We start from the raw sequence: 14,731 nt of genomic DNA, 5'->3' as shown, positions 1-14,731 counted from the left end.
AGTCCACATGCTTCGTTCCGTCGTCATCGGGATGGTGTTGCTGGCGCTTCCTGGCCTGGCGGCGGAGCGCTCCAGCCGTGCGCGGGTGAGTGCCAAGGGCACCTACAGCGTGCGCATGGTGGTCCGGGGGCCCGAGCAGTGCACGCTCGAGGTCTCCAAGGAGAGCGGCATCGAGTGGAAGTTGGAGCGGTGCGTGGGCGGCGTGGATGACCTGTACTTCGTCTCCGATGACGGAGCGAAGGTGTGGATCCTCTACCCGCTGGCGCCCAAGGGCACGCAGAAGCTGCCCGGCAAGCGGAACAAGAAGTTGCCCGCCTGGGCCAACACGGTCGTGGCGGCGGAGTATGACCGCAACGGCGCGCGGGTGGAGGAGCGGCGGCTGCTGGACTTCGTGAGCCGGCAGGCCCTGCCCGAGGTGCGGCAGATGTCGCAGCACATCAAATGGTTGGAGGGCCTGCTCGGAGTGCCGGGCAAGGGTCCCCGCCTGACGGATGCCGGGCGCATTGATTTCGAGACGGTGGGCGGCGGTAAGACCCACCAACTGACCTTCTAGAGAGCACGGAAAAGCCCATGGCCAAGCTGACGGTCGAGATTGTCACCCCCGAGAAGCGCGTCCTGTCGGTGCAGGCGGACGAGGCGATCGTTCCCGGCGCGAAGGGCCTGTTCGGCGTGCGGCCGGGCCACACCCCGTTCCTGTCGCTCATCGAGCCGGGCCTCCTCACCCTCTCGGGCGAGGGCACCCCGCGCGAGGCCTACTTCGTGGCCGGTGGCTTCGTCGAGGTGGGCAACGACAAGGTGCTCGTGCTCGCGGACGTGGTCGAGCCCGTGTCGGCCATCGATGTGGAGGCCGCGCGCCGGCGTCTGGCGGAGGCGCAGGAGCGTCTGCGCGGCATGCCGTCGGACGATGTCCGCTTCGGCGTCGAGCAGGCCACCGTGCGCCGCGAGACGGCGCGCGTGAACGCCGCCGCCCGCTAGCCGTGTCTTGAATTTCCGCGCGGCGCGTCCCGCGGCCGCGCATGTCTGTCTTTGCCGTGCTCGAACTCTTCCACCTGATCGCGGATCCTCCCTCCGCCGTGGCGCGCCTCTACGTCGTGGACCACGCGCTGGAGGATCGCGTGCGCTTTCGCAACATCGCCTTCCCGGAAGCGGAGGCCGCGTGGCGCGAACGTGGTGGACACAGCACGCCCGCCCTCTGGGATGGGGTGCACCTGCATCAAGGCGCCGAAGCGGTCGTGGCCCGTCTCCAGGCGGTTGTCAACCTGGGGCGTGACGAGTAGCCGCTTGTGGTGGGAGAGCGCCCTTCACCCAATCTGTGCGTGGTGCGTGGGGAACTCGCGGCGGAATGAAAGTCGGGACTGGTCATGCAACGCGGTTTGGTTATCTTGCCGCTCCCCATGTCGATGACCCCCGCCGAGCGCCAGGATAGGTTTCAAGCGGCGTTCCTGGGACTCGCGATCGGAGATGCCCTGGGGTTTCCCCTCAAGGGCATTCCGCCGGTGAACCTCGCGCGTCTGAGCGGCCTGGCCGACGACTTCGCGCCCCGGCCCCGGGGCAAGTTCGCCAAGGGCCAGTTCTCCGACGACACGCAGCTCATGCTCGCCACCGCCGAGAGCGTCATCCGCGAGGGCAAGGTGGATGGGCGCAGCACCGCGGTGCACCTCGCGTGGCTGTGGCAGGAGGGCATCATCCTGCAGCCGCCCAAGCCGCTCGCCGAGTCCCTGCAGAAGCTCGCGATGGGCACGCCGTGGATGAGCGCGGGCTCGCCCCTGGGCGTCAAGTGTCACTCGGTGCTCAGCCGCGCCATGGTGGTGGGCCTCTTCGAGAGCAAGAGCCGCGTGCGCATCCGTCACGACGCGGGCGTGCTCTCCATCCTCACGCACAAGGATCCCACGTGCGCTGGCGCCGCCGCCGCCTTCGCGCAGGCGGTGGCCATGGGCCTGACGACGAAGGAGCCGCCCACTCCCGCCGCGTTCTGCGAGGAGCTGGCGCTGGCGGCCGCGGCGCATGATCAGGAGCTGGCCGAGGAACTGCGCCACCTGCCCCGTCTGCTCACGTGGGACACGGCGCGCGCGCTGACGCAGTTGCGCAAGGTGAGCGTGCCGCCCAGCCAGCTCCGGGGCGTGGAGGGCCTGCCTCCTCACGTGGTGCCGGTGCTGCTCACCGCTGTGTACGCGACCCTCAAGATGCCGCACGACTTCCGCAAGGCCGTGGAGCTCACGCTGCGCTGTGGCGGCGAGGCCGACGCGGCCGCCGCCTGCACGGGCGCCATGCTCGGCTCCCACCTGGGCACGGCCGCCATCCCCTCGCGCCTGCGCAAGGGCGTGCTGTACGCCGACACCCTGGTGGACGCCGCGGATCGCCTCTTCCAGGCCCGGCAGGTGCGCGAGACCCTCGCCACCGCGCTCGCCCAACACAAGCGCCGCCGCTAACCAAGTCCTCGGAGCAGCGGCCGGGCGAGCGAGCCTTCGTCACGCCCGCTCGACTTCCCCTGGCGGCCTCTCGATTCCAACTTCTCGCGGGAGAGCGGAACTCACCTGCGACCACCAGGTGGGTTCACGGACGCCTGGGGAGGCGGCACGTGGAATTCGAATCGGAGCGGCTGGAGCGCAGGCAACTGGAATCGCTGTCCACCGCGGAGCTGGTCCGCCATGCCATCGAAGAGGCGCGGCTACTGGCCCGGGCGGAAGTCCTGCACGCGAAGAAGGAGTTGAAGGAGGAGATCACCGCGGCGAAGAGCGCGGGCATCCTCCTGGGAGCGGGTGCGGTCCTGGCCCTGGTGGGCTTGTCGGCGCTGCTCGTGGCGGCGGGACTGGCGCTGCCGCTGGCCCAGTGGCTGGGCGTGCTGCTGGTGGGCGCCTTCCTGCTCTTGGTCTCCGGAGGACTCGCGTGGGCGGGGAACAAGCGGCTGCCGAAACAGCCCCTGCCCCATACCCAGGAGCGTTTGAAGGCGGACCTCGTGCGCACCAAGGAGACCCTGCAATGAGTGATGACACGAAGCGTGACGACACGAAGCGCGGGGGCGCCATCACCTCGGGACTGAGCGAGCGCGAGCAGGTGGAGCGCACCGCGGACCGGCTCCGGGACGAACTGCTGCTCACCCTCCAGGAACTGGACCGGCGCCGCGAGCGGGCCTTCGACATGAAGTTCCAGGTGCGTCAGGTCCTCGAGCGCAACCGCGAGCTGCTGCTCAAGATCGGCGCCGGTGCGTTGACGGCCGTGGCCGTGGGCGTGGGCGTCTCGTTCTTCAACGGGCGCCGTCAGGAGCGGGTGGTCTGGGAGCGGCGCCGGCGCGCGGTGTGGCGCGCCTGGAACCACCCGGACCAGGTGGCCTCCTCCTCCAAGCAACAGCCCTTCGCCATCGAGCTGGGCCGCAAGCTCTTCTTCATCTTCGGCACCGCCCTGGCCAGCGCCCTGGCCAGGAACGCCGTGCAGACGCTGGTTCCCTCGTCGACCCAGGCGGCCCAGAAGATCTCGAAGCGTCCGGGAGTCCGCTTCGTCCAGGCCGAGGCCCACGCCTAGCTCCCGGGGGCGATGTCCTCCGCGAACGCGGCCCTTCCCATGGAACTGCTCTACGCGCGGGCTCAGATGGGGTTGTCCCTGGCCTTCGGTGTACCTCACGGCCGAGACGCGCGAGCCCGCGCTCCAGGAGGACTTCCGGCGGCGGGCCCTGGGCTCGGGCAGCGCCGTGTTCCTCGCGGCGCTCGTCGTGCTCATCCTCCCCTCGCTCCTCTTGCTGCTGCGCATCTTCCAGCGGGCCACGCCTCGTGAGTCCTGACGCCGTGCGTCAGTTCTTTTTACCCCAGGTGCCGGGCAAATGAGCCTGGGGACCCATCCAGTAGTGCTTGGAATTGGGTTAGCTTCCTGGTGACTTGTTGAGACTGAGGGGGGCGTCTCCTGGTGTGATGTCGCCCGCCTGCTCACTTCCCAGGAGCCCGAGCCATGACGCGACCCAAGTTCGAGACGTTGGTCGACATCTTCCTCCAAAGCACGGCGCACTACGGCCCGCGGACGCTCTTCCTCGAGAAGAAGAACGGCGCCTGGGTGGAGATGACGTACATCCAGTTCGCGCAGAAGGTGGACGACCTGCGCGGTGGGTTGGCGAAGCTGGGCGTGACGGCGGGCGATCGCGTGGCCGTCATCTCCAACAACCGCCACGAGTGGGCGGTGGGTGCCTATGCGTCGTACACGCTCGGGGCCGCCTATGTGCCCATGTACGAGCAGCAGCAGGAGAAGGAGTGGCAGTACATCCTCAATGACTGTGGCGCCAAGGTGGTGTTCGTCGCCACCGACGCCATCGCCAAGAAGATCTCGGCGCTCAAATCATCCCTGCCCGCGCTCGAGCACGTCATCCGCTTCTCCGGCGGCGAGCAGGACGCGGACAGCCTCGCGAACCTGCTGAGCCAGGGCTCCGCGTCCCCCCAGCCCGCGGCCTCGCCCAAGCCCTCGGACCTGAGCGGCCTCATCTACACCTCGGGCACCACGGGCAACCCCAAGGGCGTGAAGCTCAGCCACGGCAACATCGCGAGCAACGTGGCCGCCATGCACGAGATCTTCCCCATGTCCGACGATGACCGCTCGCTCGCGTTCCTGCCCTGGGCGCACGTCTTCGGTCAATCCGTGGAGCTGCACGGCCTGTACTCCATGGGCGCCTCCATGGGCATCGCCGAGTCCACCGAGAAGATCATCGAGAACCTGGCCGAGGTGAAGCCCTCGCTCATCTTCTCCGTGCCGCGCATCTTCAACCGCATCTACGATGGGCTGCAGAAGCGCATGGCGGCGGAGTCTCCCCTCAAGCGCCTGCTCTTCACCCGCGGCATCGAGGTCGCCAAGCAGCGCAAGGCGCTCGCCGAGCAGAAGCGCACGAGCGCGCTGCTCGACCTGCAGCACGCCTTCTTCGACAAGGTCGTCTTCTCCAAGGTGCGCGCGCGCTTCGGCGGCCGGATGAAGTACGCGTTCAGCGGTGGCGCGGCCATCTCGCGCGAGGTGGCCGAGTTCATCGACAACCTCGGCATCACCGTCTACGAGGGCTATGGCCTCACCGAGACGTCTCCCATCGCCACCGCCAACTACCCGGGCAACCGCAAGATTGGCTCCGTGGGCAAGCCGCTGCCGGGCACGCGCGTGGAGATCGATCGCACCGAGACGGGCGACCCCAAGCAGGGAGAGATCGTCGCCTTCGGGCACAACATCATGCAGGGCTACTACAACCTGCCCGAGGAGGACGAGAAGGCCTTCACCCCCGAGCACGGCTTTCGCACCGGGGACATGGGCTACGTGGACGAGGACGGGTACCTGTGGATCACCGGCCGCATCAAGGAGCAGTACAAGCTGGAGAACGGCAAGTACGTGTCGCCGGCCCCCATCGAGCAGTCGCTGCAGCTCTCGTCCTTCATCGTCAACGCGATGCTGCACGGCCAGAACAAGCCCTTCAACACGGCCATCATCGTGCCGGACATGGGCTCGCTGACGAAGTGGGCCGAGGAGAAGGGCTTGAGCACCGCCATGCCCGCCCTGCTCACGCTCCCCGAGGTGCAGCAGCTCTACCGGGAGCAGATCGCCGAGTACACCAAGGACGTGAAGGGCTATGAGAAGCCCAAGCACTTCCTGCTCGTGAGCGAGGACTTCACCACCGCCAACGACATGCTCACCCCCTCGCTCAAGCTCAAGCGCCGCAGCGTGCTCAAGAAGTACGGCGAGGAGGTGGAGAACATCTACCGCGAGGCGGAGAAGCGCGGCGAGAAGAGCGCCGCCTGAGACTCCGCCTCGTCGTCGCTGGCGGCGATGGGGGGCTTACTTCCCATCGCGCAGGCGCGCGGCGAGGCGCGCCAGTTCCGCCTGATCCGCCGGGCTGCCCGCGAACGAGGGCAGCTCCGCCATGGAGTCGGTGGGGATGAGGTGCACGTGGGCGTGCGGTATCTCGTAGCCGATCACCACCTCCACCACGCGCTGGCATCCCAGGCGCTCCTTGAGCAGGCGCGCCACGGTGCGCACCGCCTGCATCAGCTCGCCATAGGCCTGGGGCTCCAGGTCGAAGAGGTAGTCCCCGGCGTCCTTGGGGATGACGAGCGTGTGTCCGGGCCTCATGGGGCGGATGTCGAGAAAGGCCAGGTGCCGCTCGTCCTCCCACACCTTGTGGCAGGGGATTTCACCTCGGACGATCTTCGAGAAAATGGTTTCCGTGGCCACGCTTGCCGCCTCCCGGGAAAGAGAAGGGCCGCAGGATAGGCGCCGCTGCCTGGTCGCCTCCTCTCCGAATGGACCGACCTGTAGATTTTCCCACGTGGCGCGAGGGGATGCGGATTCTGGAATAGTGCCTAGGCACCCCATCGTTGTCGCGCAGCCCCCCATGATCATTTCCACGATCTTCCTGCTCGCCTCCGCTCCGGCAGTCAATCCCACCCGCAATAGCGTGGTTCCCGAGATGGGCGTGCCGTTCGCCTGTGGCCGGGTCTTCCCGGTCAGCCAGGGACACGACACGGGCAGTCACCTGCAGAATGACACCTACGCCTGGGATTTCCGCATGCCCATCGGCACCCCTGTCGTCGCCGCGCAGGACGGCAAGGTGCGCATGGCGCGGGGGGACAGCACCCAGGGCGCGTGTGATCCCAAGATGGCCTCGTACGCCAACTACGTCGTCGTCGAGCACGCGGGGGGCGTGGAGACCCAGTACCTGCACTTCAGCGCCGTGGTGGTGAAGCCCGGCGATACGGTGCACAAGGGTCAGCTCCTCGGCTATTCGGGCAACACCGGCTGGTCCTGCGGCCCCCACCTGCACTTCAAGGTGGCCAGCACCCAGGGCCCCGGATGGAACAACCCCTCCGTTCGCGCGCACATCGCGGGCTATGGCGATCCGGTGCGCGACACCCTCATCGCCGCTCCCTCGTGCGGCAACACGCCGAACCTGCCGATGATGGCCACCAACGACGAGCGGCGCGCCAATCAGCCCATCGCGCCCGTGGTGCCGTCGGGCGAGGGGGAGCAGGCCTCGGGTGGCATTCCTCCCGGTGCCAAGGAGCTGCTGGAGAAGGTCTCGCGCCCGGCGGTCAACACCGTGCGCATGCCGTCCCAGGCTCACGCCTTCGATGACGGCTCCGGCGGCGCGAACTAGCGCTTCATTTCCTCGAACGGGCCGGCGGGTTGCTCCCGCCAGGCCCGCCGCTTCAAGAGCTGGAGCATCGGGGCGATCCTCGCCTCGAGGCCCTGGATGCGTTCCCGCTCCCGCCGCAGCAGCGCCTCGGCGTTTCTCGAGCCGTGCCGGGGTGAGGCAGGCCGGGTAGGGGAGGCTTTCTGAAGCCTCCGCAGCGCGGAGAAGAGCTCCTCCTCGCGGTGGAACAGCTCCTCGGTGAGGCGCACCACTTCTCGATGGGTCTCTTCCCAGGCTCGCCACTCCTCGTGCCGCTCCTGTTGCTCGATGAGCACCCTCTCGAGTTCCCGCCGCGCTTCTCGCGCCGCCTCCCGGGCTCGTGCCTCCGCGTCCAGCGCCATCCGTTCCTCCGCGCGCGCCCGCTCCGCCTGGAGTTCGGCCCTCCGCTGCGCGCCGCGCGCGTGCACCCACCCCACCGACGTCGCGAGGAGGAGCGCGCCCACGAAAACCACACCCGCGAGCATCCGGGCTCTTCCCTGTCGCGCCTCCCGCTCGGGTAACGCCGTGTCCTCCTGGCGCTCGTCCAGCCAGCGGCGCAGGGGAGGCCAGCCGTGGATGAGCGATTCGTGGACGAGCTCCACCGTCACGTCCGTGTCATCCGCGCCGCCGTGGAGCCGCAGCAGCCGCATGCGCGCCAGATGCTCGATGAGCCGCCGCGGCTCCTCCGGCTCGTTCGTCAGCGCGCGCAGCTCGTCCAGGGTCGCGGTGGCCCGTGTGCGACTGGGCGCCACCAATCGAGAGCACAGGCGTCGGGTCAGCTCCTGCTCGGACGCGAGCAGGTTCGCGAGCACTTCGTCGGCGTGGCGGGCGAGCACTCCCGTGACGCCGCCTTGGGTCTCATGGGCCCGGACGGTGAGCCGCCGGGTGTCCGGATCGCGCGCTTCCCACATCGTGGTGGCGGCGAACTGGAGGAGCGGAAGCGCGTCCGGGGAGGACTCCAGATCCTGGAGCAGACCGTCCACCAGGATGGGCATCTCGAAGGAGTAGCCGGCCCTCTCGGCGGGCCGCACCAGTGCCTCGCACAGCCCCTCGCCCCGGAGCGGCGCGAGGAAGAACAGGCCCTGGGAGAGGGCCGTCATGAAGCGCTCGTCCTCGGACACGGCGTCCATGCGGTCCGTGCGCAGCGCGAGGAGCACCCGCAGGGGGGAGGTGGTGTCATCCGCGATGCCCATCAGGCATTCGGTGAACGCCCGGCGCTCGCGCACGTCGGGGACTCGCGCGTACAGCTCCTCGAAGGAATCGATGAAGACGAGCAGCTCGTGGTGGTGGTGCTGGGCGAGGGCGCGCAGCACCTGGCCCGCGTAGCCGGGCTCGGCGTACAGCCGCCGCACGAGTTCACGCCGCCTCGGGCTGTCCTCCTCGAAGACGTCCGAGGGGCGTTCCGCCTGTTCCAGCAGGCGGGCCAGGGCCGACAGGGGGTGCTGCCCGGGACGCATCACGAGCGTCCGCCAGTCGTTGCCGGAGCGCTCGAGGGCGGGCACGAGCCCCGCGTGCACCAGGGAGGATTTGCCCGCGCCGGAAGGTCCGACGACGGCGAGCAGGGGACGATCGCGAAGGCGCTGGAGGAGCGCGGTGACCTCCCGGGCGCGGCCGAAGAAGCGGTCCGCGTCGGCTTCCTGGAAGGCGGAGAGGCCTGGATAGGGACAGGAATCGCTGGCGAGCGGCTCGCGATGGGCATGGCCTGGGAGGAAGGGCTCCAGGGCGCGCAGGAGCGAGCGCGCGTCGGCGAAGCGCTCGTCCTTGTTCTCGAGCAGGCAGCGGTCGACGACGGCGGCCAGGTCTGGGGGCAGGGCGGGCAACAGCTCCTGGAGACGCGGCATGGGCGCGTCGAGCCGCGGCGTCACACCCGAGAGCATCTGGAAGAGCATGATGCCCACGGCCCAGAGGTCCGTGCGGGGATCGGTGGCGGGCTCCTCCTCCATCTCCTGGGTTGTCCGGGAGAGGCCGAAGCCGAGCACCTTGATGACGCCCGTGTCGGTCACCAGGAGGTTGTCGGGCCGCAGGTCTCCATGGACGACTCCCTGGTCATGCGCGTGCGCGAGCGCCCGCAGCACGGGCGCCATCAGTTCGACGGCGCGTGCCGGAGGCAGCCGCTCGTGGTGGACGAGCGTCCGCAAGGACTGGCCCTGGAGGTATTCGAGCACCAGGAAGGCGCCGTCCTCGTCCTGGCCGACTTCCTGGATGGCCACGATGTTCTCGTGGAAGAGGCGCGCGGTGACGGGAGGGAGCCGAGACGGGAAATGGATCGTCACCCGGCGTCCCGTGCGGGTGTCGCGCGCCAGGTAGGCCCCGCCACCCGGGCCACCGCCGCTCAGCTCTCGGATGAGCTCGTAGTGCCGCAGCCATTGGCCGGGCATGAGCTCGCGGTGGGGCTCCAACGGTTGGGCATGGCACTCGCTCTGACTCATGTCTGGGCGCTCTCCGCTTCGCGCGCACCGCGCTACCCTTCCCCACCCCCGAGTCCCATGATGGCCATGGATGTGCGGTTGCCTACCGGGTCGTGGGTACGGGGCGGGTGTCGGCCAGTCAGCGCAGGCGGAGCAGGGCGCGGGCGGCCTCGCGCCCGGAGCGCAGGCTGTCCTGGACCGATTCGCCGAGCCGGGCGCCGAGCGCGTCCAGGAGCGCGGTGAAGCGGGCGAGGCCCATGCGGCGCACGGCGCGGGTGGTGCCCGCGAGGCTCGCCGAGGCCAGGAGCGCGCCCGTCCCCGCGAGCAACGCGAAGAGCGCCCCCGCGTTGAGGAAGTAGTCCACGCCCAGCAGGGGGCCCTCGAGGTAGGCCCGCACCACGCGGTAGCCCACGTGCCCCAGCAGCGCGAACAGGGGCAGGTTGATGAGCGGCAGCAGGAGCCAGCGCGCCGTGCGCCACCAGCCCGCCACGGCCTCGGCCACCGCCGTGGTGAGGGTGTAGCGCCAGGCGCTCGCGCGCGCGGCCTTCAGCTCCGCGAGCAGCGTGTCCACATCCGGCAGGCCCAGCGTCTCCGGCGGCAGTCCTCCCGCGTGCGCCAGGCTCCGGGCCTCCGTGAGCGAGGCGCGGGCGGCGGACTCCACGGCCAGGTCATCCTCGAAGGGCTCCACCACCGCCGTCTCCGCCGCGCGGGCCCGCGTGCGCTCGCGCACCACGTCCAGCACGGTGGTGGTGGCCGCCACCGCCAGTCCCACCGGCAGGCTGCGCCGCGACACCAGCGCCGCCGCGCCCAGGCCTCCCGCGCCCACGGAGGACAGCCGCATGCCCCAGGCCGCCGGGCCCCAGAAGCGTCCCGCCGCCTGATCGCGTACCTCCGAGGCGAGGAAGCCCTGCGCGAGCAGCAGCCGGGACTCGAAGTCCTCCCGCAGGCCCGTGGCGGCCCGCCCGAGCCCCGCCCCCAGCGCGGTGCCCGCCCGCGTGAGCGTGTCCTCCGTCTCCGTCAGCGCGCCCTCCACCCGCGAGGTGAGTTCCGTGAGCGCGCCCTGGGCGTTGGAGCGCCGCACCCGCTCGGCCACCGTCTGGGTGGCGAGGGACTGGAGGTGGAAGAGCAGGGCGCCGAATTCGCCCGACGGGTCCTGCCCCTGCTTCGCGGCGCGTCCGCTGATGGCGAAGACGGGCACGGACTCCAGCGCCATCCCGTAGCGCTCCGCGGCGAGCCGGCGCGCCTGGGACTTGAGGGATTCGCGGGAGTCGGCCGACAGCTCGTCCGCGAAGTTGATGAGGAACACGAGCGCGCGCCGCCGGGCGAACTCCGCCAGGAACTCTGCCTGGGAGGACTCGGCGACACTGCTCCGGTGCATCACCACCAGCGCCACGTCCGCGCGCTCCAGCGCCGCGCGCGCCACCTCGCGGTGTGCCGTGGCCACGCTGTTGAGATCCGGCGTGTCGATGAATACCTGGCCGCTCCACAACCCCCGGGGCCCCGGCGTGTAGCGCACCACCCGCGCTCCCACCTGGGCGATGTCCTCCAGCTCCAGGCCCTCGGGGGCGAAGACGGTGGCGGCCGTGCTGGTGGGCCGGTCCTCGCCCTCTCTCGCGAGCGCCTGGCCGGCCAGGGCATTGAGCAGGGTGGACTTGCCCGCACCCGTGGCCCCCACCAGCGCCACGGTGAGTGGGACGTCCCGCCGCTCCCTCCCTCGTGCGTAGTCCTGGCGCAAGCGCTCCAGGCGGGCGGCGTGCGGCGTCAGGGCGGGCAGGGTGCGCGCGGCGGAGAGAAGTCGTTCGAGGTGTTCGGGATCGGGCAGGGTGTCGTCCACGGCCCCGAGCCTCGCCAAGGCGTGCGCGCCTGCCCAGTCCGGAATGAAGCAAGTGTCTGACGTCGTGCGTCATGTCCCCTCGGGAGTGGGAATGCCGCGCCAGACGTTGGTGCGCAAATGCCTCGGCCCCTACGCTGGGGCGCACGCCCCGCCCTCTCCCGCGCGGGGCAAGGACACTCTCGAAGATGATTCTCCAGGAAACCAAGCAGGAGTCCGCCCCCCGGGGGCTCCACCGGCACCTCTACTTCCAGGTCCTGGTGGCCATCACCCTCGGCGCGCTGCTCGGCCACTTCTATCCGGACCTGGGCGCCTCCATGAAGCCGCTGGGAGATGGCTTCATCAAGCTGGTGAAGATGATCATCGCCCCGGTCATCTTCCTCACGGTGGTGACGGGCATCGCGGGCTCGCATGACCTGGGCAAGGTGGGCCGCATCGCCGCCAAGGCGTTCGCCTACTTCCTCACGTTCTCCACGCTCGCGCTGGTGGTGGGGATGGTCATCGCCAACGTGGTGCGCCCAGGAGCGGGGATGAACATCGACCCGGCCACGCTCGACGCCGGAGCGGTGTCCGGCTACGCCGCCAAGGCGCACGATCAGAACCTCACCGCGTTCCTGCTCAACATCATCCCCACCACCGTGGTGAGCGCCTTCTCCGAGGGGGAAATCCTCCAGGTGCTCTTCGTCTCCATCCTGTTCGGCGTGGCCCTGTCGCTCGTGGGCGAGAAGGGCCGGCCGGTGGTGGACCTGCTGCACTCGCTGAGCATCGCCTTCTTCAAGCTGGTGAGCCTCCTGATGAAGGTGGCGCCGGTGGGCGCGTTCGGCGCGTTCGCCTTCACCATCGGCAAGTACGGGATTGGCGCCATCGTGAACCTGGCGGCGCTCGTGCTCACCTTCTACGCGACGTCGGCCGTGTTCGTGCTCGTCATCCTGGGCGCGGTGGCGCGCTACAATGGCTTCTCCATCCTGCGGCTCATCCGCTACCTCAAGGCGGAGCTCCTGCTGGTGCTCGGCACCAGCTCGTCCGAGTCCGCCCTGCCCAACCTCATCGAGAAGATGGAGCGCGCGGGCTGTCCCAAGCCCATCGTCGCCCTGGTGGTGCCCACCGGCTACTCCTTCAACCTGGATGGCACCAACATCTACATGACGCTGGCGGCGCTGTTCATCGCCCAGGCGACCAACACGCACCTGACGCTGAGCCAGCAGGTGCTGCTGCTGCTCGTGGCCATGCTCAGCTCCAAGGGCGCGGCGGGCGTGACGGGGGCGGGCTTCATCACCCTGGCGGCCACCCTGTCCGTGGTGCCCACCGTGCCGGTGGCGGGCATGGCGCTCATCCTCGGCGTGGATCGCTTCATGTCCGAGTGCCGCTCGCTCACCAACTTCCTCGGCAACGCCGTGGCCACGGTGGTGGTGTCGCGGTGGGAGGGTGGGTTGGATCAACAGGCCTTCGACGCGGTGATGAAGGCGCCGTCCTCCAGCACCGTCCCGTCCGAGCCGGTGGCCTGAGCACCGCTCAGAGCGACTTCTCGCGCGCGTCCTTGTCGAACAGCTCCTCCAGCTCCTTGCGCGCCTGGAGGGCCATCTGGGCGAGCTTCTCCACGTCCCCCTGGTGCTTGTACGTGGAGAGCAACAGCTCCTCGTCGTGCTGGCGGAAGCGCTCCACGCTGCTCTTGCTCTCGGAGAAGGTGAGGCCGAGCGCCTGGAGCACGTCGCCGGTGAGCTCCAGGCTGCCCGCGAAGGTCTCCCGCATGATGTGGGTGACGCCCAGGCTCAACAGCCGGTAGGCGTGCTGCCGGTTGCGCGCGCGCGCGAAGACGGTGACGTGAGGGAAGTGCTGGCGCACCGTCTCGGCCGTGCGCACCGAGGCCTCCACGTCGTCGATGGCGAGCACGAAGACGCGGGCCTTGTCCACGCGCGCCGCCCGGAGCAGGTCCAGGCGCGAGGCGTCTCCATAGTAGACGTGGGTGTTGCCGAACTTGTTGATGAACTGGATGTGCTCGGCGTTGATGTCCAGCGCGGTGAAGCCGATGCGCCGCGCGCGCAGGAGCCGCGCCACCACCTGCCCCACGCGCCCCAGCCCCGCGATGATGACGGGGTGATCCTCCTCGGGGGACACGTCGAACGCGCGCTTCTTCTCCGAGCGGCGCAAGCGCGGACGGATGGCCTTGTCATAGAAGGCGAAGAGCAGGGGCGTGACGGCCATGGACATGCTCACCACCACCACGAGCAGCTCCGACAGCTCGCGCTCCATCACCCGGAAGCCCACCGCGAGCCCGAAGAGCACGAAGGCGAACTCGCCGCCCTGGGAGATGGACACCGCCAGGCTCAGCGAGGGCTCCTGGCTCTTGAAGACGCGGAAGCCCAGCCCGAAGAGCACCAGCGCCTTGATGAGCACCAGCCCGAGCACCATCAGCCCCACGCGCACCGGGCCGCTCGCGAGCAGGCCCAGGTTCACCGACATGCCCACGGCGATGAAGAACAGGCCCAGCAGCAGGCCCTTGAAGGGCTCGATGTCGGCTTCCAGCTCGTGGCGGTACTCGGAGTCCGCGAGCAGCACGCCGGCGAGGAAGGCGCCGAGCGCCATGGACAGGCCCACCTGGGCCATGAGCAGCGCGGTGCCCACCACCACGAGCAACGCCGTGGCGGTGAAGAGCTCCTGGCTGTGCAGGGACGCCACGCTGCGCAGCACGGGCCGCAGCACGTAGCGGCCTCCGATGACGACCGCGGCCAGCACGCCCACCACCCGCACGGCGGAGCTCCAGTCGGAGTGCGAGGTCGCCTCCGCCAGGGGCTCGCCGAGGAAGGGCAGCAGCGCCAGCAGGGGAATGACGGCCAGGTCCTGGAACAGGAGGATGCCGAAGGCGGCCTGGCCATGCTCGGTGGTCAGCTCGTTCTTCTCCGTCAGCAGTTGCAGCGCGAAGGCGGTGGAGGACAGGGACAGTCCCAGCCCGGCGATGATGGCCGTGGCCATGGGCAGACCGAGCGCCACGCCCACCCCCGCGAGCAACACGCCCGTGCCCAGCACCTGCGCTCCGCCCAGACCAAACACCGTGCGGCGCAACTCCCACAGGCGCGAGGGCCGCAACTCCAATCCGATGAGGAAGAGCAGGAGCACCACGCCCAGCTCGGAGAAGTGCAGGATGTTCTCCACGTCGGTGATGAGCTTCACCCCCCAGGGGCCAATCACCACGCCCGCCACCAGATAGCCGAGCACCGAGCCCAATCCGAGCCGCTTGAAGATGGGAACGGACACCACGGCGGCTGTCAGGAAAATCAGGGCTTCGTGCAGGAAGGACATTGGCCCGCTTCATGTCACGCGCGCGCGAAGCGAGGCAATGGGCCGGGAAATCGGACCCTCCCTTGTTTTCGG

Annotated in this window: 14 protein-coding genes; 10 read left to right on the top strand and 4 right to left on the bottom strand. The window is 69.5% G+C overall.

Annotated features, from left to right (window positions below):
* The first annotated feature begins 7 nt into the window (after positions 1 to 7).
* From MEBOL_RS13300 to MEBOL_RS13265, 8 genes are all read left to right on the top strand, one after another.
* The gene (locus MEBOL_RS13300) at positions 8 to 553 is read left to right on the top strand and encodes a hypothetical protein (RefSeq protein ID WP_095977783.1); all 546 of its coding nucleotides are present in this window, start codon (positions 8 to 10) and stop codon (positions 551 to 553) included.
* 17 nt (positions 554 to 570) lie between these two features.
* A complete protein-coding gene (locus tag MEBOL_RS13295) occupies positions 571 to 975 on the top strand; it encodes a F0F1 ATP synthase subunit epsilon (protein WP_095977782.1) in 405 nt (134 codons plus the stop codon).
* Positions 976 to 1,016: 41 nt separating this feature from the next.
* On the top strand, positions 1,017 to 1,277 hold the full coding sequence (locus MEBOL_RS13290) for a hypothetical protein (protein WP_095977781.1): 261 nt from the start codon (positions 1,017 to 1,019) through the stop codon (positions 1,275 to 1,277).
* A 117-nt stretch (positions 1,278 to 1,394) separates the two neighbouring features.
* On the top strand, positions 1,395 to 2,429 hold the full coding sequence (locus tag MEBOL_RS13285) for an ADP-ribosylglycohydrolase family protein (RefSeq protein WP_095982755.1): 1,035 nt from the start codon (positions 1,395 to 1,397) through the stop codon (positions 2,427 to 2,429).
* 149 nt (positions 2,430 to 2,578) lie between these two features.
* Positions 2,579 to 2,983, top strand: coding sequence for a phage holin family protein (locus tag MEBOL_RS13280; RefSeq protein ID WP_095977780.1), 405 nt, complete (start codon positions 2,579 to 2,581; stop codon positions 2,981 to 2,983).
* Positions 2,980 to 3,519, top strand: a complete 540-nt coding sequence (locus tag MEBOL_RS13275) for a hypothetical protein (protein ID WP_095977779.1) — start codon at positions 2,980 to 2,982, stop codon at positions 3,517 to 3,519. Before MEBOL_RS13280 ends, MEBOL_RS13275 begins: the two co-directional genes overlap by 4 nt.
* 88 nt (positions 3,520 to 3,607) lie before the next feature.
* Positions 3,608 to 3,775, top strand: a complete 168-nt coding sequence (locus tag MEBOL_RS13270) for a hypothetical protein (protein WP_245919719.1) — start codon at positions 3,608 to 3,610, stop codon at positions 3,773 to 3,775.
* A gap of 164 nt (positions 3,776 to 3,939) precedes the next feature.
* A complete protein-coding gene (locus MEBOL_RS13265; RefSeq protein ID WP_095977778.1) occupies positions 3,940 to 5,754 on the top strand; it encodes an AMP-dependent synthetase/ligase in 1,815 nt (604 codons plus the stop codon).
* Between the two features lie 36 nt (positions 5,755 to 5,790).
* Here MEBOL_RS13265 and MEBOL_RS13260 read toward each other — a convergent pair whose 3' ends face one another.
* Positions 5,791 to 6,186: an HIT family protein gene (locus MEBOL_RS13260; RefSeq protein ID WP_218920897.1), complete on the bottom strand. Its 396-nt coding sequence runs from the start codon at positions 6,184 to 6,186 to the stop codon at positions 5,791 to 5,793.
* A 160-nt stretch (positions 6,187 to 6,346) separates the two neighbouring features.
* On the opposite strand from MEBOL_RS13260, the gene MEBOL_RS13255 reads away from it, so the two are divergent.
* Positions 6,347 to 7,108, top strand: coding sequence for a M23 family metallopeptidase (locus MEBOL_RS13255; protein WP_245919718.1), 762 nt, complete (start codon positions 6,347 to 6,349; stop codon positions 7,106 to 7,108).
* On the opposite strand, the gene MEBOL_RS43615 is transcribed toward MEBOL_RS13255, so the two are convergent.
* Positions 7,105 to 9,552 (bottom strand): serine/threonine-protein kinase, encoded by a 2,448-nt coding sequence (locus MEBOL_RS43615; RefSeq protein WP_281256655.1) that lies wholly within the window; start codon positions 9,550 to 9,552, stop codon positions 7,105 to 7,107. The two genes, MEBOL_RS13255 and MEBOL_RS43615, sit on opposite strands and share 4 nt — an antisense overlap.
* A gap of 118 nt (positions 9,553 to 9,670) precedes the next feature.
* On the bottom strand, positions 9,671 to 11,365 hold the full coding sequence (locus MEBOL_RS13245; RefSeq protein WP_095977777.1) for a GTPase: 1,695 nt from the start codon (positions 11,363 to 11,365) through the stop codon (positions 9,671 to 9,673).
* Between the two features lie 185 nt (positions 11,366 to 11,550).
* On the opposite strand from MEBOL_RS13245, the gene MEBOL_RS13240 reads away from it, so the two are divergent.
* The gene (locus MEBOL_RS13240; protein WP_095977776.1) at positions 11,551 to 12,867 is read left to right on the top strand and encodes a dicarboxylate/amino acid:cation symporter; all 1,317 of its coding nucleotides are present in this window, start codon (positions 11,551 to 11,553) and stop codon (positions 12,865 to 12,867) included.
* Between the two features lie 7 nt (positions 12,868 to 12,874).
* On the opposite strand, the gene MEBOL_RS13235 is transcribed toward MEBOL_RS13240, so the two are convergent.
* On the bottom strand, positions 12,875 to 14,659 hold the full coding sequence (locus tag MEBOL_RS13235; protein WP_095977775.1) for a monovalent cation:proton antiporter-2 (CPA2) family protein: 1,785 nt from the start codon (positions 14,657 to 14,659) through the stop codon (positions 12,875 to 12,877).
* Positions 14,660 to 14,731: the final 72 nt, after the last annotated feature.

The sequence above is a fragment of the Melittangium boletus DSM 14713 genome (genome assembly GCF_002305855.1).
Taxonomy (GTDB): Bacteria; Myxococcota; Myxococcia; order Myxococcales; family Myxococcaceae; genus Cystobacter; species Cystobacter boletus.
Note: the sequence above shows the minus strand (reverse complement) of the source record. Positions and strands in the feature narration are given on the sequence as shown.

What these genes read in the sequence shown, in the direction of transcription:
- MEBOL_RS13285 (WP_095982755.1), top strand. Translation starts at nt 1,395, where the DNA reads ATGTCGATGACCCCCGCCGAGCGCCAGGATAGGTTTCAAGCGGCGTTC.
- MEBOL_RS13265 (WP_095977778.1), top strand. Translation starts at nt 3,940, where the DNA reads ATGACGCGACCCAAGTTCGAGACGTTGGTCGACATCTTCCTCCAAAGC.
- MEBOL_RS13300 (WP_095977783.1), top strand. Translation starts at nt 8, where the DNA reads ATGCTTCGTTCCGTCGTCATCGGGATGGTGTTGCTGGCGCTTCCTGGC.
- MEBOL_RS13290 (WP_095977781.1), top strand. Translation starts at nt 1,017, where the DNA reads ATGTCTGTCTTTGCCGTGCTCGAACTCTTCCACCTGATCGCGGATCCT.
- MEBOL_RS13240 (WP_095977776.1), top strand. Translation starts at nt 11,551, where the DNA reads ATGATTCTCCAGGAAACCAAGCAGGAGTCCGCCCCCCGGGGGCTCCAC.
- MEBOL_RS13255 (WP_245919718.1), top strand. Translation starts at nt 6,347, where the DNA reads ATGATCATTTCCACGATCTTCCTGCTCGCCTCCGCTCCGGCAGTCAAT.
- MEBOL_RS43615 (WP_281256655.1), bottom strand. Translation starts at nt 9,552, where the DNA reads ATGAGTCAGAGCGAGTGCCATGCCCAACCGTTGGAGCCCCACCGCGAG.
- MEBOL_RS13275 (WP_095977779.1), top strand. Translation starts at nt 2,980, where the DNA reads ATGAGTGATGACACGAAGCGTGACGACACGAAGCGCGGGGGCGCCATC.
- MEBOL_RS13235 (WP_095977775.1), bottom strand. Translation starts at nt 14,659, where the DNA reads ATGTCCTTCCTGCACGAAGCCCTGATTTTCCTGACAGCCGCCGTGGTG.
- MEBOL_RS13295 (WP_095977782.1), top strand. Translation starts at nt 571, where the DNA reads ATGGCCAAGCTGACGGTCGAGATTGTCACCCCCGAGAAGCGCGTCCTG.